The organism is Nitratireductor aquimarinus, assembly GCF_017255295.1.
Classification (GTDB): Bacteria; Pseudomonadota; Alphaproteobacteria; order Rhizobiales; family Rhizobiaceae; genus Nitratireductor; species Nitratireductor aquimarinus.
In genome coordinates this window covers 240,790-258,127 of the sequence record NZ_JAFKDE010000006.1, presented here as the reverse complement: position 1 = coordinate 258,127, position 17,338 = coordinate 240,790, and the positions used below count along the sequence as shown (strand labels likewise).

Annotated in this window: 22 protein-coding genes and 1 pseudogene; 11 read left to right on the top strand and 12 right to left on the bottom strand. The window is 60.9% G+C overall.

The genetic code is table 11. The features are described from left to right. Positions 1 to 128 precede the first annotated feature (128 nt). Positions 129 to 473 (top strand): antibiotic biosynthesis monooxygenase family protein, encoded by a 345-nt coding sequence (locus tag JYP46_RS12240; RefSeq protein WP_206548239.1) that lies wholly within the window; start codon positions 129 to 131, stop codon positions 471 to 473. Between the two features lie 2 nt (positions 474 to 475). Here the strand turns inward: JYP46_RS12240 and JYP46_RS12235 are convergent, their stop codons facing one another. Continuing rightward, positions 476 to 1,198 (bottom strand): response regulator, encoded by a 723-nt coding sequence (locus tag JYP46_RS12235; RefSeq protein ID WP_113155803.1) that lies wholly within the window; start codon positions 1,196 to 1,198, stop codon positions 476 to 478. A 40-nt stretch (positions 1,199 to 1,238) separates the two neighbouring features. Further along, positions 1,239 to 1,745 (bottom strand): MarR family winged helix-turn-helix transcriptional regulator, encoded by a 507-nt coding sequence (locus tag JYP46_RS12230; RefSeq protein ID WP_113155802.1) that lies wholly within the window; start codon positions 1,743 to 1,745, stop codon positions 1,239 to 1,241. A gap of 254 nt (positions 1,746 to 1,999) precedes the next feature. Between JYP46_RS12230 and JYP46_RS12225 the strand changes: the two genes are divergently transcribed. From JYP46_RS12225 to JYP46_RS12215, 3 genes are all read left to right on the top strand, one after another. Then, entirely contained in the window at positions 2,000 to 2,893 is an 894-nt protein-coding gene (locus JYP46_RS12225) for a branched-chain amino acid aminotransferase (RefSeq protein ID WP_113155801.1), read from the top strand. Positions 2,894 to 3,013: 120 nt separating this feature from the next. After that, entirely contained in the window at positions 3,014 to 3,289 is a 276-nt protein-coding gene (locus JYP46_RS12220; RefSeq protein ID WP_113155800.1) for a hypothetical protein, read from the top strand. A gap of 88 nt (positions 3,290 to 3,377) precedes the next feature. Beyond that, complete coding sequence (locus JYP46_RS12215; RefSeq protein WP_206548238.1) at positions 3,378 to 4,019, top strand: MBL fold metallo-hydrolase; 642 nt, start codon at positions 3,378 to 3,380, stop codon at positions 4,017 to 4,019. A 106-nt stretch (positions 4,020 to 4,125) separates the two neighbouring features. Here the strand turns inward: JYP46_RS12215 and JYP46_RS12210 are convergent, their stop codons facing one another. Beyond that, positions 4,126 to 4,629: an anthrone oxygenase family protein gene (locus tag JYP46_RS12210; protein ID WP_206548237.1), complete on the bottom strand. Its 504-nt coding sequence runs from the start codon at positions 4,627 to 4,629 to the stop codon at positions 4,126 to 4,128. A 90-nt stretch (positions 4,630 to 4,719) separates the two neighbouring features. Here JYP46_RS12210 and JYP46_RS12205 point away from each other — a divergent pair, with 90 nt between their 5' ends. Continuing rightward, positions 4,720 to 5,331, top strand: a complete 612-nt coding sequence (locus tag JYP46_RS12205; RefSeq protein ID WP_206548236.1) for a TetR/AcrR family transcriptional regulator — start codon at positions 4,720 to 4,722, stop codon at positions 5,329 to 5,331. 276 nt (positions 5,332 to 5,607) lie between these two features. On the opposite strand, the gene JYP46_RS12200 is transcribed toward JYP46_RS12205, so the two are convergent. Further along, complete coding sequence (locus JYP46_RS12200; RefSeq protein ID WP_206548235.1) at positions 5,608 to 6,063, bottom strand: BA14K family protein; 456 nt, start codon at positions 6,061 to 6,063, stop codon at positions 5,608 to 5,610. A 364-nt stretch (positions 6,064 to 6,427) separates the two neighbouring features. On the opposite strand from JYP46_RS12200, the gene JYP46_RS12195 reads away from it, so the two are divergent. Beyond that, positions 6,428 to 7,141, top strand: coding sequence for a DNA helicase (locus JYP46_RS12195; protein ID WP_206548234.1), 714 nt, complete (start codon positions 6,428 to 6,430; stop codon positions 7,139 to 7,141). 318 nt (positions 7,142 to 7,459) lie between these two features. On the opposite strand, the gene JYP46_RS12190 is transcribed toward JYP46_RS12195, so the two are convergent. The 6 genes from JYP46_RS12190 to JYP46_RS12165 all read right to left on the bottom strand — a co-directional run bounded on the left by JYP46_RS12190 (position 7,460) and on the right by JYP46_RS12165 (position 11,027). Further along, positions 7,460 to 7,675: a cold-shock protein gene (locus JYP46_RS12190; protein ID WP_113155796.1), complete on the bottom strand. Its 216-nt coding sequence runs from the start codon at positions 7,673 to 7,675 to the stop codon at positions 7,460 to 7,462. 417 nt (positions 7,676 to 8,092) lie between these two features. After that, positions 8,093 to 8,305, bottom strand: coding sequence for a cold-shock protein (locus JYP46_RS12185; RefSeq protein WP_113155795.1), 213 nt, complete (start codon positions 8,303 to 8,305; stop codon positions 8,093 to 8,095). A gap of 229 nt (positions 8,306 to 8,534) precedes the next feature. Beyond that, positions 8,535 to 9,005, bottom strand: a complete 471-nt coding sequence (locus JYP46_RS12180) for a VOC family protein (RefSeq protein ID WP_206548233.1) — start codon at positions 9,003 to 9,005, stop codon at positions 8,535 to 8,537. 106 nt (positions 9,006 to 9,111) lie between these two features. Continuing rightward, entirely contained in the window at positions 9,112 to 9,549 is a 438-nt protein-coding gene (locus JYP46_RS12175) for a DUF1284 domain-containing protein (protein ID WP_206548232.1), read from the bottom strand. Beyond that, the gene (locus JYP46_RS12170; protein WP_206548231.1) at positions 9,549 to 10,151 is read right to left on the bottom strand and encodes a biotin transporter BioY; all 603 of its coding nucleotides are present in this window, start codon (positions 10,149 to 10,151) and stop codon (positions 9,549 to 9,551) included. Before JYP46_RS12170 ends, JYP46_RS12175 begins: the two co-directional genes overlap by 1 nt. A gap of 210 nt (positions 10,152 to 10,361) precedes the next feature. Beyond that, on the bottom strand, positions 10,362 to 11,027 hold the full coding sequence (locus JYP46_RS12165) for a GntR family transcriptional regulator (RefSeq protein ID WP_113155791.1): 666 nt from the start codon (positions 11,025 to 11,027) through the stop codon (positions 10,362 to 10,364). A 126-nt stretch (positions 11,028 to 11,153) separates the two neighbouring features. On the opposite strand from JYP46_RS12165, the gene JYP46_RS12160 reads away from it, so the two are divergent. The 4 genes from JYP46_RS12160 (at position 11,154) to JYP46_RS12145 (ending at position 15,304) form a co-directional block, all read left to right on the top strand. Beyond that, a complete protein-coding gene (locus JYP46_RS12160; protein WP_206548230.1) occupies positions 11,154 to 11,726 on the top strand; it encodes a helix-turn-helix domain-containing protein in 573 nt (190 codons plus the stop codon). A 2-nt stretch (positions 11,727 to 11,728) separates the two neighbouring features. Beyond that, entirely contained in the window at positions 11,729 to 12,271 is a 543-nt protein-coding gene (locus JYP46_RS12155) for a GNAT family N-acetyltransferase (protein ID WP_206548229.1), read from the top strand. A 95-nt stretch (positions 12,272 to 12,366) separates the two neighbouring features. Next, positions 12,367 to 13,650, top strand: a complete 1,284-nt coding sequence (locus JYP46_RS12150; protein WP_328850450.1) for an OpgC family protein — start codon at positions 12,367 to 12,369, stop codon at positions 13,648 to 13,650. A gap of 67 nt (positions 13,651 to 13,717) precedes the next feature. Next, on the top strand, positions 13,718 to 15,304 hold the full coding sequence (locus JYP46_RS12145) for an OpgD/OpgG family glucan biosynthesis protein (RefSeq protein WP_206548227.1): 1,587 nt from the start codon (positions 13,718 to 13,720) through the stop codon (positions 15,302 to 15,304). Positions 15,305 to 15,310: 6 nt separating this feature from the next. On the opposite strand, the gene JYP46_RS12140 is transcribed toward JYP46_RS12145, so the two are convergent. After that, positions 15,311 to 15,817: a DUF2938 domain-containing protein gene (locus JYP46_RS12140; RefSeq protein ID WP_206548226.1), complete on the bottom strand. Its 507-nt coding sequence runs from the start codon at positions 15,815 to 15,817 to the stop codon at positions 15,311 to 15,313. Between the two features lie 172 nt (positions 15,818 to 15,989). On the opposite strand from JYP46_RS12140, the gene JYP46_RS12135 reads away from it, so the two are divergent. After that, positions 15,990 to 16,652 carry an ArsR/SmtB family transcription factor gene (locus JYP46_RS12135; RefSeq protein ID WP_206548225.1) on the top strand — a complete coding sequence of 221 codons (663 nt, stop codon included), beginning with the start codon at positions 15,990 to 15,992 and terminating at the stop codon, positions 16,650 to 16,652. A 3-nt stretch (positions 16,653 to 16,655) separates the two neighbouring features. Here the strand turns inward: JYP46_RS12135 and JYP46_RS12130 are convergent. Then, positions 16,656 to 17,223 (bottom strand): annotated as a pseudogene (locus tag JYP46_RS12130) (DUF2239 family protein). Between the last annotated feature and the right edge of the window lie 115 nt (positions 17,224 to 17,338).

Sequence of the window (17,338 nt, the reverse complement as noted above, 5' to 3'; positions counted from 1 at the left end):
CACATCAGGTACCCGAAACACTGTCTTTCCAGCAGCGGGCAATCTCTGCGCTTGACTTCAAGTCGACTTGAACTCCGACACTCTGCCTGTCGGTGGATGGGCTGCCGGCATTTCAGAAGGAAAGATGCATGTCGACGATTTCGACAGATGCCGCGTTCGCACCGGTCTACCGGGTCGACAAGTTTGCCGTTCCGGCGGCCGGACGTCAGGAATTTCTGGAGCGCGTATCAGCGACCCACGATGCCCTGCGCAGGCAGGATGGTTTTGTGCGCGATGTCGTGCTGGAGCAGGCCTCGGGGCCGGGCGACTTCAATTTTGTCACGCTGGTGGAATGGCGCGATGAAGCAGCCTTTGCCGGAGCCTCACAGGCTGTCGCCAGCATGCACCAGGAAACCGGGTTCGACCGTCATGAAATGATGGAGCGTCTGGGTATCCGGGCGGACATCGCCAATTATCGGGCGTTGCCGGTCTAAGACTATTCCACGCTCAGCCGGTAGCCGATGCCGCGCACGGTCTGGAGATAGACGGGGTTGGACGGGTCGCGCTCGATCTTGCGGCGCAGGCGATTGATCTGCACGTCGATGGTGCGCTCGCCCACTTCCGAATCCTCGCCCACAAGCTCGTGCCGGGGCACGGTCTCTCCGGCGCGTTCGGCAAAGATGACCATGATGTCGCGTTCGCGATCTGTCAGCTTCACGAGCTTGCCCGTGTGCTTCAGTTCGCGCTTGGCAATCTGGAACGAGTAGGGGCCGAAAACGACCTGTTCCACCTTTGGCGTGGTTTGCGGGCTGCTGCGGCGCAGGATGTTGTTGATGCGCAGAACCAGTTCGCGCGGGTCGAAAGGCTTTGGCAGATAGTCGTCCGCGCCGGCTTCCAGCCCCGATACGCGGCTGTCGGTCTCCGAGAGCGCCGTCAGCATCAGGATGGGGGTTTCCTTTTCCTCACGCAGAGATTTGGTCAGCGAGACGCCGTCTTCGCCCGGCATCATCACATCGAGAACCACCAGATCGAAGTCGAGCCCGACGAGCTTGCGTCGCGCTTCGGCGGCATTGCTGGCGATGGTGACGCGGAAACCGTTTTCGCGCAGGAAGCGGTTGAGAAGGCTGCGAATGCGTGTGTCATCGTCCACGACCAGCAAATGCGGCGCATCATCGCTCAGGACCGTCTTGTCCTTTTCGAGATTGCCGGTTTCGCTCATCGTGATGACCTCCTGAACTCGTGGCGCCTGAATCGGTGCCTTACTTAGAACGCCCGTTTGGCAGTTTGTCCATCTGGGGGCGCAGTTCCGGGTTCACCATGGCGCGCAGGAAGCGCTCCACTGCGGCGACGTCGCCCGGCTCCGCCTCTTCAAGTGCCGCACGGATGCGGCGGGACTGTGGCAGGGCGAGCTCCATTGCCAGGTCACGCCCCTTCTGCGTGGGATAGAGCTCGCGCTGGCGGCGGTCGCGCGGGCCGGGAACCTGCACGATGTAGCCATCATCGATCAGCTGTTTCAGAACGCGCGCCAGGCTCTGCTTGGTGATCCTCAGAACATCCAGCAATTCCGCCACGGTCAGGCCGGGCAACCGGTTCACAAAGTGCAGCACCCGGTGGTGCGCCCGCCCGAAACCATACTCGGCAAGGATGGCGTCCGGATCGGCGGTGAAGTCGCGATAGGCGAAGAAGAGATGCTCGATAACGGCAAAATCCACGCCATCGTCCAGCGTCAGCGGGGTTTTGATCGGCTCATCGTCGATTGTGCTCATGGGCTGCTTGCAGTCGATTTCATTTGTTGGCGAAGAAATTATGTCAGCCTTATTGACATAATTTCGGCGCGTTGATAATTTTTGACAACGTTTTAGGTCTGTAGCGCACAAATTGGTATCTGGAAGAAGCTTTTACGGAACTTCCTTCAAATTCCTGTCCGCCACAGGTAGGCTAAGACGATTGAAGGCGCCGCCCGAGGGGCGGCATTTCGGTTTGTCCGGTCGTTGGAATACGGACCGGCAGGAGAGGTTACATGGCAGCGGTTCCTTTTGATCAGCTCGAGGGCTTTATCTGGCTCAATGGTGAATTCGTCAAATGGGCAGACGCCAAGATTCACGTACTGACCCATGGCTTGCATTATGCAAGCGCGGTGTTCGAGGGCGAGCGCGCCTATGATGGCGAGATCTTCAAGCTCACCGAGCACACAGAGCGTCTGCATGAATCGGCGCGGATTCTCGGCTTCACCATTCCCTGGTCGGTGGAAGAAATCGACGATGCGTGCCGCGAGCTTCTGGCGCGTCAGGGCTTCTCCGATGCCTATGTGCGCCCGATTGCCTGGCGCGGCAGTGAGCTGATGGGCGTTTCGGCCCAGCAGAACCGCATCAACCTCGCCATCGCCATCTGGCAGTGGCCGAGCTATTTCGATCCGGAGCAGCGCCTGAAGGGCATCCGTCTCGATATCGCAGAATATTGCCGTCCGGACCCGCGCACTGCGCCGTCCCGGTCCAAGGCTGCCGGTCTCTACATGATCTGCACCCTGTCCAAGCACGCCGCAGAGGCCAAGGGTTATGCCGACGCGATGATGCTCGACTGGCGCGGTCAGGTTGCCGAGGCGACCGGTGCGAACATCTTCTTCGTCAAGGACGGCGTTCTCCACACGCCGACCCCGGACTGTTTCCTGGATGGCATCACCCGGCGCACGGTGATCGAACTCGCGCGCCGTCGCGGCATCGAGGTTGTCGAGCGTGCGATCATGCCCGAAGAGCTGGAAGGCTTCGAGCAGTGCTTCTTATGTGGCACGGCCGCCGAAGTTACGCCGGTTGCAGAGATCGGGCCGTACCGTTTCGAAGTCGGTGAAATCACGCGTCTTCTGATGAACGACTACGCCAGCGAGGTTCGTCCGAGCCTGCGCGTCGCTGCGGAGTAAAAGGGATGCAATCAGAGGTTTACCCTCTGATTCTATACACCCTTTATTTGACATGGGCCGGATTCGCGTTTTCATGGGCGCGCCGGCCACGAACGGTCGGCTCTACATGAGGGACCGAATATGGAAGCTCTACTTCCGATTATCATTCAGGCGGTAACGGGTGTGCTCGGTGGCGAAGCCATCGGAACAGTTGTGAAGAAAGCCGCGATGGGCCATGGCGCCAAGATTTTGAGCGGCATCATTGGCGGTGTTGGCGGCGGTGCTCTGCTGTCGGGCATGGGCGGTGACGCCGGCGCGCTGAGCGGTCTGCTCGGCGATGCCGTTGGCGGCGCTGTCGGTGGCGGTGTGTTGACGGGCCTTGTCGGTGTCGTTATGGGCGCCATGAACAAGAGCTGAGTTCTGTCGAATTCTCGAAGCGGGCAGCCTTGCGGTTGCCCGTTTTGCATTTTTGCCGCATTGCGGCATCTGTAACCTGGAGGGCTTCATGGGAAATCTTCGCGCCGGTGTCATTCCCGTGACGCCATTTCAGCAAAACTGCACGATCCTCTTCGATGAAGAGACGAAGGTTGGTGTCGTTGTCGATCCCGGTGGCGAGGTGGATCGCATCCGTGCCGCGATTGAGGAAAACGGCATTGCCGTCGAGGCCATCTGGCTGACCCATGGTCATATCGATCATGCGGGCGGCGCGATGGACCTGAAAGAGGCGCTTGGCGTGCCGCTGATCGGGCCCCATGAGGATGACCGCGAACTCCTCTCCAATCTGGAAAATCAGGCGCGCATGTTCGGGCTGGATCAAAGTGTGCGCAACGTCACGCCGGATCGCTACCTGAACGAAGGCGAGACGGTTTCCTTCGGCGATCATGTCTTCGAAGTGTTTCACTGCCCGGGGCATGCGCCGGGCCATGTGGTGTTCTTCAATCGCGATGCGCGCTTTGCCCATGTCGGCGATGTGCTCTTCAATGGCTCCATCGGCCGCACCGACCTTCCGGGCGGCGATCACGACGCTCTGATCCGGTCGATCAAGGACAAGCTCCTGCCGCTGGGCGATGATATCGGCTTTCTGTGCGGGCATGGTCCCGGCGGACGGTTTGGGGACGAGCGCCGCAGCAATCCCTTCCTTGTCTAGTTCCAGGCAGCGTTTCGTGGAAACGCTGCTTACGCCATCTCTCCTTACTGCTCGCGCATTCCCGCGAGGGCCGGTTATCTGGCTGACTTGCGGGTTGCTTCGTACGTCAGGCCCGGTTCGGGTTCAGTCGTGCGAGGCCATATCCCGCCAGGGCAAGGGCGATGCCTGATGCAATCGTTCTCGTCTGGTTCCAGAACTGCCAGCGCGAAGAATAGTCGGTCCAGATTTCCCGCGCCGCATCCAGCTCCTTGGGCACGACGACAAGAGCCAGCGCTTCGTTCATCGGCACGTTGATTGCCGCTGTCAGCAACAGCCCCAGTGCGAGATAGACAAGCGCTCCGACGCCGAAAAAGGCTGCGGACGTCTTCTGCCCGCTGCGCAGGATCAGGAACGCGGCAAGCCCCATCACCACCGGCGTCAGAAAGAATGCCGGGAAGAAAACCGTGTTGCGCACGGAGGCGTTCATCGCCTGCATGGCCTGGATTGCCACGCGGGGATCTGCCTGATCGAGCCCCCACATGGTCGAGCAGACCCAGGCATAGAAGAAGCCGAAAATCGCCCCCGCAAACAGGATCGCGGTTACCGAAACGGCAGTGGTCAATGCGCGCATCATCATCTCCTTGATTTTCGTACACATATGTACGGTTTTGTAATTCCGTACATTCATGTACGATTTGAGTCAACGAGACCGGAGATTCGGATGCGGGACGAAACGAGGGCGCAGAGACAGCTCCAGATAGAAGAGGCTGCCTACGCGCTGCTTGGCGAGAAGGGGTATGGCGCAACATCGATGCTCAGTGTCGCCAGAGTGGCGCGGGCCTCGAATGAAACGCTCTATCGCTGGTATGGCGACAAGCGCGGGCTCTTCAAATCGATGGTCGAGACCAATGCGCGTGATATCCGGGCCGCGCTCCGCGATGCAATCGACAGCGGGGCTGATCCTCTGGCCAGTCTTGAGAAAGTCGCGCCGGTTCTCCTCACCATGCTTCTTGGAGAGAAGGCGGTTTTGCTCAACCGCGCGGCCGCTGCCGATGAAACCGGCGAGCTTGGAGCGGCGCTGGCAGAGGGAGGGCGCAATGCGGTTGCGCCGCTGATCGAGGCGCTGCTTCGCCAATCCATGGAAAGCGGTGCGATCCGGGCCCCTTCCGCTGCGACGGCGGCCGAGTGGTTTCTCGGGCTTCTCATCGGTGATCTGCAGATCAGGCGGATCATCGGGGTGCTGCCAGAACCCGGTGCGGACTTTGTTGCGGACAGGGTGGCTGGCGCTTTGGCTGCTTACAGGGTGCTATGCGTCAATGCGTCTCAGGGTTGAATTTTTTATTAAGAATCATCTATAGGTAAATTCTGCATCCTGAGAATGCAGAATTTGTTCCGAGGATCGTATTTGTCCCGAAAATCGCATTTGTCCGTGTTGGCGATTTCCGGAGTGGCGACGCGTAATCTGTCCCGCGTCAGTCTCTCGTGTTCTGATCTCGTTTTACGCATGCGTGTTATCCGGGCTGTGTCTTGACGCCCTGATCAGCTTTTTAATGAAGAAAGGCCGGGCAAAGCCCGGCCTCTTTTTCTGGAGCAGGGAAACTCCGGGTGTCTAGCGCGGCTGGCAGAAATGCCGGTTTCCATCATATCCCATGAAGGTGCCGGTCCGGCCGTCGAAGCTGCGGTAGCGGTTTGAGCAATAGCGGAACCATTCACGCGACCAGGGCTCCATGCTCGCCCGGTAATGAACGGGACGTTCGCGATAGGCCGGGCGTTCGCGGTAGGCGGGTGCGCTCGGATAGTAATCACGGTAGACCGGCTGGTAATCCGGGTAGCGCGGACGACGCGGCGGATCGATATAGACGCGCTCATTTCCGCGGCTCGATTCCGAGAGCAGACCGCCGACAATGGCGCCCGCAGCCAGGCCGAGTACGCCTGCGGCGATGGCGTCATTGTTGTTGTTGTGCCGGTGGCGATTGCGGTGGCCGGCGTCGGCCGTCGAGATCGCCCCAAGCGTTGTTGCAGCCACGGCAAGCGAAAGAATGCCCGTCTTCAGGATGCGTTTCATGACCTTACCTCTTCAAGTGTCGCTGCCGTGTTCAGGGGGAGGGGGGCAGCTGTCACAGAGGGTTTATTCATTGGCACCTGAATGCTGCCTGAATAAGGCTGCCATCTTGTGTTCAACCGTTATGAAGGGGCCACATATTCCGTGTTGCCGCGAGGATGGCTGTACGGGGGCGGTCGGTGCGGGTATCGCGATTGTCATTTCCGCGTCGTCGCGCCTGCGCTAGAATTCGATTCCGGTGCGGCCCGCGCCTCCTCCCTCCATCGGGAAAGCACAGTTCATGCAAGGGCGTTCCCGTTTCGAACCGACTGTTCGGGCAAGCGCATAAGGAGGGATTGCGAAATCCGCTCGCGATAGGAGGTTTCAGATGAAACTCACTGCACCGCTCTATGTCCTGAAACGCAGGGCGAAACTTATCTCCCGCCGTGATGGCCTGCCGCTTCATGCTGCTCTCGACCGCATTGCGAAAGAAGAGGGCTATGGCGCGTGGAGCCTGCTGGCAGCGAAAATGTCGGCGGCTTCGCCGGCCTCAAGGCTGTTCCCCGTCTTGCACCCCGGCGATTGCCTTCTGCTAGCTGCGCGTCCCGGGCAGGGCAAGACGCTTCTCGCTTTCGAGCTTGTAATCGAGGCGATGCGGAATGGACGCCAGGGCGTCTTCTTCACGCTTGAATACACGCAGCGGGATATTGTTGAGCGCTTCGGTTCGCTGGCGGCGCAGGCGGATGGCTTCGCAGATCGCTTCACTTTTGACAATTCGGACGGGATCTGCGCCGGGCACATCACGCGCGTGCTCGCCAATGCCGAGCCGGGCGCGCTTGCCGCCATCGATTATCTTCAGCTGCTCGATCAGAAGCGTTCCAACCCGGATCTTCTGGATCAGGTGCGTGCGCTGCGTGCTTTTGCGCGCAGGCGGGGCATCGTCTTTGTCTTCATTGCCCAGATTGATCGCTTGTTCGATCTTTCCGGTCGGGCCATGCCGGGCATGGCCGATATCCGTCTGCCAAACCGGCTTGATTTGGCCCTGTTCAGCAGAGCCTGCTTTCTGCATGACGGCGAGATCCGGTTTGAAACGCTGATGTGAAGTCGTGCCAGATCTGCTGGCGCGGGGTATTCGCATAACTGTTAAAAGGATGGGGCGTTTGGGCCGGGCACGGTTCGGGCTGACGCTGCCGCGATCTTCTCGCTCGCCTCGTCTTTACCGTCTTGATTTGGCCGGGCTTCGCTGAGGCAGCGCCTGAACTTCAACGCCTCAAGTTCAATGTGCTGGAGAAGCCCAAATCTGACCGAATAGAACCGTCGCGCGACCATCTGCCGGTCGTGCGTCTTCACCCTCTCCGGGTGCAGGTGGGCCTGCCACGGAGGGCAGGCAATACGGCGCCTCAGGCGCCGCAGGCCCTGGTCAGGAGGCAACCATCAGGTTGACGGCCTTGGGACCTTTGCCACGCTTGTCGGGCTCGGTCTCGAACGTGACCTTCTGCCCGTCTTCCAGTCCCGCCAGACCGGAAGCCTGAACTGCTGAAATATGAACGAAAACGTCCTTCTCGCCATCATCCGGGGTAATGAACCCGTATCCCTTGGCTTGGTTGAAGAACTTTACTGTACCACTCTGCGACATAGGAAGGAGTCCTTTCTCCCTTTATGCTGGTTTCGGCGGGCCAACCTCTTGAAGGGTTTTAGGCCCATGGCGTCATCGGTCGTTTACTGGGGGAGAAGAAACAGTCAGCTTCGCGCCTCGCAGTGGGGACCCGTGATTGTGGGCTCTTCGCCCGCACAAGCATATTGTCCTCTTACTATCGGTGCGACTTCCCAGACGGGCCTAAATGGACCCGCTATTGGGGCATGCCATTCCAGTCTCCGGGCCCGCAAATGCCCGAATGGCAGGGAGCTTCCCCGATTTTTTCAAGGGTATCAAGAGAAAGTTTTATGAATAATACGAATTGCGAAGGTGTCTGCGTCTGCAATTCCAGCGAGCAAAGAAAAAGCGCGGCGTTTGCACGCCGCGCTCAAACTCTACAACCGAGATAACCCGGTATTAGGCAGCCGAAAGGTTGACTGCCTTCGGGCCTTTGCCCATGCGATCGGGCTCGACCTCGAAGGAAACCTTCTGGCCATCGGTGAGCGTGGTCATGCCGGAGCGCTCAACTGCGGAGATGTGTACGAAAACGTCTTTCGCGCCATCGTCCGGGGTGATGAAGCCGAAGCCTTTGCTCGCATTGAAGAATTTAACGGTGCCTGTCTGGGCCATTGGGAAACTCCTTTTCCCTTTGAGAGTTCGCGCCTGCGCAACGTGCACAGATTAGCGGTGGTTCGAGAGTTTGAAGAAAATCGGGGAAAGGGGCCGTCCAAATCATAAAGCTTCCAGTCTCCGGGTCTGCAATCACCCGAGCGCGGGGAATCTATGACACGAAAGGGAAATGGCTACAAGACTGCGTGTACTAGCTAATTGTCTATGATTTACGCATGCTGAGCCGGCTTCAATCGCGGGCTGCGGCCTCCAGCAGCGCGATGTCGAGCTTCACCATTTCCAGCATTGCCTCCGTCACCCGTCTCGCTTTGGGGCGGTTGGGATCGCTGATGAGGGCGTTGAGCATTGCGGGAACGATCTGCCAGCTCAGTCCCCAGCGATCCCTCAGCCAGCCGCATTGCTCTGTCGCGCCGCCTTCGCTCAGCGCCTCCCAGAGCCTGTCGATCTCGGCTTGCGTTTCGCACTCGGCGACGATGGAGAAACTGTGGTTAAAACTGTCGAGCGGCCCGGCTTCCAGCGCCCGATAGCGCTGGCCTGCAAGTGTGAGTTCTGCGATTTTCACGCTGCCTGGAGGTCCGGCCGGCGTCTCTGCCGGCAGCGTGGTGACGTTGTCGATCCGGGAATTGGGTATCAGCGACGTGTAGAGGCCGATTGCGGCCTCCATGTCTTTCTCGAACCAGAGGTGTTGTGTGATGTTCATGGTCACGTCCTTTCCTTCTGGTTTGCCTTGGGGGGGGACCCCAAGGACGAAGGAGAGGGCGGTTTTCCGACAAAAGGATGCCCTGCCGGTCGTGGCTGATGTTGTTTCAGTCGCTGGCAGTGAGTGTCAGCAGGCTTTCGGCATAACCGTTGCCGGCAACCGATGAGCAGAGCGAAGTCCATTCGCAGCCAAGGCATGCCTGGCGTGTCGCGCCTCTGGCGAAGCTGGTCCGCATCCGGTCGAGGAGCTTTCGGTCGGGCGTCAGCAAATGGCCGATTTCGACTGGTTGTCCCAGCCAGCGTGTCAGCGCCCCTGCGGCGCGCCGGTCGCGTTCGCGGACGCTGCCATTCAGGCAATGCGGCGTTGCCTCTTCCGCGATGAGGGGCTGGCAGATGTCGTCCGGACCGTCGACGATCAGGATCTGCTCACCTGCGTTGAGGCGTTCGATGATCCGGTCGTAATTGGCGGTGAAGGCGGGGCTGTAGCCCCGCCCGACATAGGTCAGCATGCACAGGAGATGGTGTGCACGCAGCCGCACCGTCATTACGCATCGCCCCGTTTTGCGGTGCGCGAGAGCGCCACCAGCGACGCAGCGCCCAGTGCCGATTTCAGGATTGCGCCGATAATAAAGGGGGTGACGCCAAGCATGATTGCCTTTTCGAGGCCGATCATGCCGGCAAGCCACAGACCGCCCATGGCGAGGCAGAGGGCGTTCGCGGCCAGCATGGAGGTGAAGGCAAGGAGCGGGCGCTGCGCATTCCAGCCGCGTTCCGTGAGTGCGCCGACGAGCAGCGCCATAAGCGGGAATGAGGCGAGATAGCCGCCCGTCGGGCCTGCGAAATGCGCAAGGCCGCCTGCGCCGCCGGCCAGAACCGGCATGCCGATCATGGCTTCGCCGAGCCATGCGAGCACCGTCAGGGTGCCGAGCCTTGCGCCGTAAAGTGCGCCGATCATGGCGACGGCGAATGTCTGCATGGTCACGGGGACGGGCACCATTGGAACTTCGATGCGTGACGCCACTGCCAGAAAGAGCGTACCGAGCACGACTGCGCCGGCCTTGAAGGCGAGCGACTTCTCGTTGAGCCGGAGTGCGCCGGCATGGCCGATGAGGCCGGTGGTCTGCTGTGAAGCTAAGCTATGAGGCATGGTCTCTCTCAAATTATAGATAATTATGAGTGTTCATCTATTATTGAGTCCATATTCGCGCCGGCTTGGCAAGGGGGTGTGCAAAATCTCACGCATTGCGTCTTCTGCGCTGCGCCCAGACGCAATTGCGCCACGGCAGTGCAGTGTGACGCTCGGAGAACAGGTTGGACGCGATTTTGGTGGTGGCCGTCGGGCCGGAATGAGCCTTAATTAGCCTTCGATCACGAAGGCTTCGCGTCGCTTGCCGGATGCGGTTTCAACTGGCCTGCGTCCGATCCATTGCACATGCCGCGCGAGCACGGCCGAGGCCGCATCCACTTCGCCGCGCCGCAGGTGCTCAAGGATCGCGCGATGGTCGCGGTCCGTGCGGGTTTCCCAGTTCGAGCGCCAGGCCGAAAAAAGAAAGCGCGCGCTTGCCGCATGCAGATCGTCGATCGCCGCCAGCAGGCGGGGCATGCTGCACGGCGTGAGCAGAAGCCTGTGAAACCGCCGGTTTGCGGTCTCCCACGCGATCACGTCGCGCGCCTGATCGCCTTCAAGGATTGCCTCTTCCGCAGCTTTGAGGATTGCCGGTGTCAGGTGCTGTGCTGCGTTGCGCAGGGCGAGAACTTCGAGCGCGGCGCGCATCTCGGCCACTTCGCGCACCTGGTTCAGATCGAACGCCGCCACCCTCACGCCGCGGCGCGGTTCGCTCTTGGCGAGCCCCTGCGCTTCGAGCAGCCGAAAGGCCTCGCGCACGGGCACATGGCTTGCGCCAAATTCTTCGGCTATGTGGTCCTGCCGCAGGCGTGCACCCGGCTCCAGCGCGCCGGAGACGATGCGGTCGGCAAGCGTGCGCGCGATCTGTGCGGCTTTGGTCTCTTTGCGATCACTCATGATTATAGATAATTTGCTTCGCGCTGATTTGTCGAGCCATCTTTCTCGCTTCCCCGTTCGGCTTCGGATAGATGGGCGGCTCGCCCGACGCTTGACGGATTTCATATCCGGGATAATTTCTCAAATATGGATTCTATCTCGATACCCGACCCCGCGATTGATCAGCGCATTGCCGGGCGCCTGCGGGCGCTGCGTCAGGAGCGTGGCTGGTCGCTTGACGATCTTGCCGGTCGCAGTGGCGTCAGTCGCGCCACGCTTTCGCGGCTTGAGAATGCGGAGGTGAGCGCCACGGCCAATGTGCTGGGCAGGCTCTGCGCCGCTTATGGCATGACGCTCTCGCGGCTGATGCATCTCGTGGAAGACGATTTCCCGCCGCTGGCGCCACGCGCGGCGCAGGCGCTTTGGGAAGATGCGCAGTCCGGGTTCGTTCGCCGCGTCGTCTCGCCACCGGCCCGTGCGCTTGCCGGAGAGGTGATGGAGGGGTGCCTGCGTCCGGGCGCTTCCGTCTCATATGATGGTCCGCCGCGCCCGGGCCTGGAGCATCATCTCGTCATGCTTGAAGGTGCGCTCCGCATCACGGTCGATGGTGCTGTTCATATGGTTCATCCGGGCGATTGCCTTCGCTATCAGCTGCGCGGTCCCAGCCGTTTCGAGGCCGGGAAAGAGGGCGGCGCGCGCTATCTCCTCTTTACGGTGTGACCATGCAGGAGGCCGCCGCCTTTTCGATAGACCGTCTCGACGCTCCACAGGCTGAAGGAATGCTGCCCGAACTGGCGTCCCTTCTTCATGCATGCGTGCATGACGGGGCAAGCGTCGGCTTTGTCCTGCCCTTTGATGTGCATGAGGCGGAGGGCTTCTGGCGTGAAAAGATCCTGCCTGCGGTCAGATCCGGTGATCGCGTGCTGTTCGTGGCGCGACAGGGGGCGGTGCTCGCGGGAACGGTTCATCTTGTGGTGGACATGCCGCCCAATCAGCCGCACCGGGCAGAAGTCTCCAAGCTTCTGGTCAGTCCGGCGTTCCGTCGTCGCGGGCTCGCCCGCTCCTTGATGCTCGCGCTCGAGGCCGAAGCCCGCATGCGTGGCCGCAGCCTCATCACGCTCGACACCCGCACGGGCGACAGCGCCGAGCCGCTTTACGCAGCACTTGGTTACGCGGTTTCGGGCGTCATTCCGGATTTTTGCCGCGATCCCTTTGATGATCGTCTCGACCCAACGACGGTGATGTACAAGCGGTTGGAGGTCTAGGGTCAGGGCCCTGTTTTCCGTGGGCGGACGGTGCTCCACCTCACGCGCCTGACACCGTTGCGAACAGATCGTGATGGCGTTGATGGAACCCGCACATGGTACCCGCGCTTGTCCACGGGGGTGGTTCCAAGTCTGCGGAAGAGAATATGCGACGCCTGGAAATACTGGACGGCATGCGAGGATATTTCCTCGTCTTCATGGTGTTGAACCACCTGACCTTTGCCGGCGGATATCTGCTGGTCAAATTCAATCACGGCGAACTGGGATATGTGCAGGATGCGCAGGGCTTCGTGTTCCTGTCCGGCCTGCTTGTCGGCATGGTCTATGCGCGCCGCATGCTCCGCGATGGTTATGCTGCGGGTGCGGCGAAGGTGAGAAAGCGCGCTTTCGAGATCTATCGCTATGCGGTGGCCTGCCTCGCGATCGTCTTTCTGCTCGGCTTCGTGCTCAGCGCCTCTTCCACCTATTGGGAGCCGTGGCTCTGGGATCTCGCCGAACACAATCCGTTCTATGCGCTGGCCTCGCTGCTTCTGCTCTACCAGCCCACCTATATGGATATCCTGCCGCAATACATCGTCTACATGCTGGTGTCGCCGCCGCTGATCTGGCTTTGCGTCACCGGGCGCTGGATGTGGGTTGCGGCACTGTCCGCGTTTCTCTGGGCGGCCGTTCAGCTGGGCCTTCACTTCCCCGTTGCAGGCGGCATTCGCGCGCTGCTTGAGCGGGTGCATGAGGGCGAGATGTTTCGCACGGCCTTTAATGTGCTTGCCTGGCAGGCGGTCTTCATGTCGGGCCTCGTTCTCGGTGCGCTCACCGCTACCGGCAGGATCGACTGGGAAAAGGTGATGAACCCGAAGCGCACGGCGCTCGTCTGGCTGGCCTTCGCTCTGGTGCTGGTCTTCATGGGTTTCCGCTTCGGTTTCACTTTCAAGCTTCTGCCCGAGCCGATGATGGAGCGCTTCAGGAGCCTCGACAATCGAACCGAGTTCAGCTTCGTCTATCTGGTGAACTTCATGGCCACCGGTTACCTCGTGGCCTGGATGGTCATGGCGGGGTCACTCGCGGACAACCGGATCGTGCGGGCGCTCGGCAATGGCCTGCGCTGGATATTCAGCCTTTCCTTCCTGCGGCTGATCGGTCGCCATTCACTGCAGGTCTATGCCTGGCACGTGATCGTCATCTACCTCCTGAAAGGGTTCGAGCATCACTATGGTCCGTTCTCGGAGTGGACCAAGACGGCGATTGCGCTCTCGGCCATTACTTCGCTTGCCGTGCCGGCGCTTTATCGCGAGCGCGCAACCTATTTCGGCAGGGTTCCTTTTCTGCGTGACCGGGCCTCGTCTGATGACGTGAAAGCCCGGGCCGCACCCGCCAAGTGATCCGCCGTCCGGCGGTTCGCGCAATTTCACTCCAGCATTTCATGAATGAGCAAGGGACTGTACATCCATGACCGATCTTAACCGACGGGATTTTCTTTCGTTCGCGCTGTCGTCTTCTGTGGTCGCAGGACTGTCGGGCAGCGCGTTTGCCGCAGCCGAAGCGCCGGGGCTGACCTTCGGTCCCGCAAAGACCTTCAGCTTCGATGCACTGAAAGAAGAGGCCGGGGCGCTGGCCGCGGCCCCGTGGCAGGATGGCCGCTCGCCCCATGGCGAGATCCTTGAGCAGATCGATTACGACGCCTTTCAGAAGATTCGTTTTCGCAAGGATCATGCGCTCTGGGCGGATGGGAAAGGCGGCGCGCCGGTGCAGTTCTTCCATCTCGGGCGCTACTTTCAGGAACCGGTTCTCATGCATGTCGTGGAGAATGGCGAGGCGCGGGAAGTGCTTTACCGGCCGGATTATTTCGATCTGCCCGAAGATCATCCCGCGCGCGAACTGCCCGACAATATCGGTTTCTCCGGCTTCCGCCTGCATGAGCCGTCGCAGAAGACCGACTGGCTGGCATTCCTCGGCGCATCCTATTTCCGGTCTTCAGGCGAGCTGAACCAGTATGGTCTCTCCGCGCGTGGTCTTGCCATCGACACGGCCCTGCCGAAGCCGGAGGAGTTTCCCCGGTTCAGCCGCATCTGGCTTGAGCGCGTGGAGGGAGAGCCGGACCGCGTTCTGGTCTATGCGCTGCTCGACAGTCCCGGTATCACTGGCGCATATCGTTTTGACTGTGCGCGGGGCGACGGCCCGGTGATGGATGTCTCGTCCTGGCTCTATCCGCGCAAAACCGTCGAGCGGCTGGGCGTTGCGCCGCTCACCTCCATGTACTGGTATTCCGAAACGAACCGAAAACAGGCTGTCGACTGGCGGCCGGAAATCCACGATTCCGACGGGCTTGCCATCTGGATGGGTAATGGCGAGCGCCTCTGGCGGCCGCTCAACAATCCGCCCGAAACCGTCACCAATGCCTTCATGGATGAGCGCCCGCGCGGTTTCGGCCTGCTGCAGCGCGACCGTGATTTCGACCACTATCAGGATGACGGCGTCTTCTACGAGCGACGTCCCTCCGCCTGGATCGAGCCGGTCAATGAGTGGGCTTCCGGTCAGGTGCAGCTTGTCGAAATACCCACCGATGACGAGATCCACGACAACATTGTCATGTATTGGGTGCCGGATGCTCCGGTCGAGCCGGGCAAGCCGCTCCAGTTCGATTATCGTCTTTACTGGACGGCCGACGAGCCTTTCCCGGCAGAGCTCGGGCGCGTCATGGCGACCTATACCGGCACTGGCGGCATTCCCGGCCAGCCGCGTCCGGAAAACACGACCCGCTTCGTGGTTGACTATCGCGGTGGAGAGGTGGGCGCGCTGGAGCGCGGCGATGCCGAGCCGGTGGTTGATCTCTCACGCGGCGAGGTGACGCTGGCGGACGCCCATCCCGTTGTCGGTCAGCCGGGCCTCTACCGCGCTTTCTTCGATGCGCGGATTGAGGGTACGGACCCCGTCGATATGCGCATGTATGTGAAGGGCGGGGATGACCGCGCGCTGACCGAGACATGGCTCTATCAGTATTTCCCGAACCGGGATGATGTCAGAGGCGGGGCCTGATCCGGCTCATCCTCCGGTGAGCCAGTTCGTGCCAAGTGCGGCCAGATAAAGCCCGACACCGAAGGAGGTGTGGGCGATGAGGCTGCGCAGTCTTGCCGTGTTGGGCGCTGGTGTCTTCGCTGCGGCGATGCCCGCGCCCATGCCGGGCTGCAGGATGAGAAAGGGCGCAAGCACGGTTATGATGCCCATGGCGAGTGCGGGCAGAAAGCTTGGCTGGCGCGCCCAGCCCAGCCCTGCCATTGCGATCAGAATACCGGCGAAGAGCACGCCGATGGCATAGTGTGCGGCCCAGCCGATGGCGCGCTCGCCGGGGATGGGCCGGGCAGCGCCGATAGCCTGATGGCAAAGGGTTCCCGAGCCGAGATGTCCGATCCAGCGTCCCACCATTGCGTAGTTGAGGGCGGGAATGCCGAAGGCCCGTTTCTGAAACAGCGCCCATAGATCCATGAAGGCGGTAGCGCCCACGCCGATCAGAAATGCGCGTATGCTGAACTCGATTGCTTCGGCCGTCATGCTTGTTCCGTTTTCTCGTTGCCCTGACCGGGCGTTGCTTTTTTTTGCCGCACATGGCCGTGTCCAGCGTTTGGGTAGGCGCGCGCAGCAGCACATTTCACTTGGTGAAAGCACTTCATATAAACATTCAATTGTTTTATTGATTGATTGCGTAATGAAGGAGGACTTGTCAATGGCGGATCGAACCGGGCAGCAGCTTTATGCCCAGGCGGCGGAGCTTGCCCGCGCGCTCGCAAGCCCGCACCGCATTGCGCTCTTGGAGCATGTTGCTCAGGGTGAGCGCCCGGTGGAGCGGCTCGCCGCGCTGACAGGGCTTTCCATGGCCAATGCCTCGCAACATCTGCAGCATCTTCGGCGTGCCGGCCTCGTTCTGGCCCGGCGCGAGGGCAAGAATGTGCTTTATCGTCTGGGGGAGGGGCCGGTGGTGCCGCTTCTGGCAGCCCTGCGTGCGCAGGTGGCGCATACTCATGCCGAGGTTATGGCGCTGGTCACCGGGGGCGAAAACGGCATGGGGGCGGTGGAAACCGTCTCGCGTGACGAGCTTCTCTCGCGCCTGCGCGACGAGACGGTTCTTTTGCTCGATGTCCGCCCGGAGGAGGAGTTTGCGCAGGGGCATCTGCCCGGTGCGGTGAATGTGCCGCTCGATGCGCTGGAGAAGCGCCTTGCCGAATTGCCGCGAGACCGCGAGGTCATCGCCTATTGTCGCGGCCCCTATTGCATGCTGTCGCTGGACGCCGCCCTTCTGCTCCAGCGTGAAGGTCTGGCGGCCAGCCGTCTTTCCGATGGTTTCCCGGACTGGAAAGCGGCTGGCCTGCCTGTTGAACGACTGAACTGAGTTTCAGTTCGTGTCAAAGGCTGGCGCCGCCAAGCGCTCCAGATGTGTTCTGAGATCTTTCGGCCAGTTGCTGATCCGGCTCTTGAAGGTTTTTGCATCGCCTGCATAGAGCGCGCGCCGCTTCCTCGTAGCCGGGTTTGTCGCCGAGCATCGCCATCATGAACCTGTCGGCCGCGGTCTTCGCCCTGCGGATCTGCTCGCGCGGCATATCGGCTGTGCGGGCCGCGTCCACCAGTTTGCGCAGGGTTGCCGACGCGCCGCCGGGCTGTTCACTGAGCCATTCCCACTGGCGCGGCAGCAAGGTGATCTCACGGGCCACCACGCCGAGCCTCGGGCGCCCCGGCGCGCGCTTCTCGGGCGCTGCCTCCTGCGGTTTCGGGGCGAGCCGCTCCAGAACCTCGGCCTCGCTGCCCGTCAGGTTGAAGTCGGTCTGCCGGCCAGTCGCATCATTGAAGATAAGCACATCCGCGCCGGGATAGTCGCTGAGCAATGCTTTGGCTGCCAGGGCAACCTCGGTTGCGGTGCCGCTGGCGAGAAACTTCTCGCCATGAAAACCTGTGAAGCTGGACATCGGGGTGGGGCTCCGTTGAATGTCGAATAGCTTTTACCCGGGTATAATATTTCTGTCAATATACCCGGATAAAATACAGCCTTGACGCTGGCTGAGCCTCTGTGCCTAGCGTTCT

Excerpts from the sequence above, each read along its gene's own strand:
- JYP46_RS12185 (WP_113155795.1), bottom strand. The coding sequence starts at position 8,305 with ATGGCCCAGACAGGCACCGTTAAATTCTTCAATGCGAGCAAAGGCTTC.
- JYP46_RS12160 (WP_206548230.1), top strand. The coding sequence starts at position 11,154 with ATGGATTCTATCTCGATACCCGACCCCGCGATTGATCAGCGCATTGCC.
- JYP46_RS12180 (WP_206548233.1), bottom strand. The coding sequence starts at position 9,005 with ATGAACATCACACAACACCTCTGGTTCGAGAAAGACATGGAGGCCGCA.
- JYP46_RS12195 (WP_206548234.1), top strand. The coding sequence starts at position 6,428 with ATGAAACTCACTGCACCGCTCTATGTCCTGAAACGCAGGGCGAAACTT.
- JYP46_RS12155 (WP_206548229.1), top strand. The coding sequence starts at position 11,729 with ATGCAGGAGGCCGCCGCCTTTTCGATAGACCGTCTCGACGCTCCACAG.
- JYP46_RS12170 (WP_206548231.1), bottom strand. The coding sequence starts at position 10,151 with ATGCCTCATAGCTTAGCTTCACAGCAGACCACCGGCCTCATCGGCCAT.
- JYP46_RS12200 (WP_206548235.1), bottom strand. The coding sequence starts at position 6,063 with ATGAAACGCATCCTGAAGACGGGCATTCTTTCGCTTGCCGTGGCTGCA.
- JYP46_RS12190 (WP_113155796.1), bottom strand. The coding sequence starts at position 7,675 with ATGTCGCAGAGTGGTACAGTAAAGTTCTTCAACCAAGCCAAGGGATAC.
- JYP46_RS12150 (WP_328850450.1), top strand. The coding sequence starts at position 12,367 with ATGGTACCCGCGCTTGTCCACGGGGGTGGTTCCAAGTCTGCGGAAGAG.
- JYP46_RS12165 (WP_113155791.1), bottom strand. The coding sequence starts at position 11,027 with ATGAGTGATCGCAAAGAGACCAAAGCCGCACAGATCGCGCGCACGCTT.
- JYP46_RS12135 (WP_206548225.1), top strand. The coding sequence starts at position 15,990 with ATGGCGGATCGAACCGGGCAGCAGCTTTATGCCCAGGCGGCGGAGCTT.
- JYP46_RS12230 (WP_113155802.1), bottom strand. The coding sequence starts at position 1,745 with ATGAGCACAATCGACGATGAGCCGATCAAAACCCCGCTGACGCTGGAC.
- JYP46_RS12240 (WP_206548239.1), top strand. The coding sequence starts at position 129 with ATGTCGACGATTTCGACAGATGCCGCGTTCGCACCGGTCTACCGGGTC.
- JYP46_RS12205 (WP_206548236.1), top strand. The coding sequence starts at position 4,720 with ATGCGGGACGAAACGAGGGCGCAGAGACAGCTCCAGATAGAAGAGGCT.
- JYP46_RS12235 (WP_113155803.1), bottom strand. The coding sequence starts at position 1,198 with ATGAGCGAAACCGGCAATCTCGAAAAGGACAAGACGGTCCTGAGCGAT.
- JYP46_RS12145 (WP_206548227.1), top strand. The coding sequence starts at position 13,718 with ATGACCGATCTTAACCGACGGGATTTTCTTTCGTTCGCGCTGTCGTCT.
- JYP46_RS12220 (WP_113155800.1), top strand. The coding sequence starts at position 3,014 with ATGGAAGCTCTACTTCCGATTATCATTCAGGCGGTAACGGGTGTGCTC.
- JYP46_RS12210 (WP_206548237.1), bottom strand. The coding sequence starts at position 4,629 with ATGCGCGCATTGACCACTGCCGTTTCGGTAACCGCGATCCTGTTTGCG.
- JYP46_RS12175 (WP_206548232.1), bottom strand. The coding sequence starts at position 9,549 with ATGACGGTGCGGCTGCGTGCACACCATCTCCTGTGCATGCTGACCTAT.
- JYP46_RS12140 (WP_206548226.1), bottom strand. The coding sequence starts at position 15,817 with ATGACGGCCGAAGCAATCGAGTTCAGCATACGCGCATTTCTGATCGGC.
- JYP46_RS12215 (WP_206548238.1), top strand. The coding sequence starts at position 3,378 with ATGGGAAATCTTCGCGCCGGTGTCATTCCCGTGACGCCATTTCAGCAA.
- JYP46_RS12225 (WP_113155801.1), top strand. The coding sequence starts at position 2,000 with ATGGCAGCGGTTCCTTTTGATCAGCTCGAGGGCTTTATCTGGCTCAAT.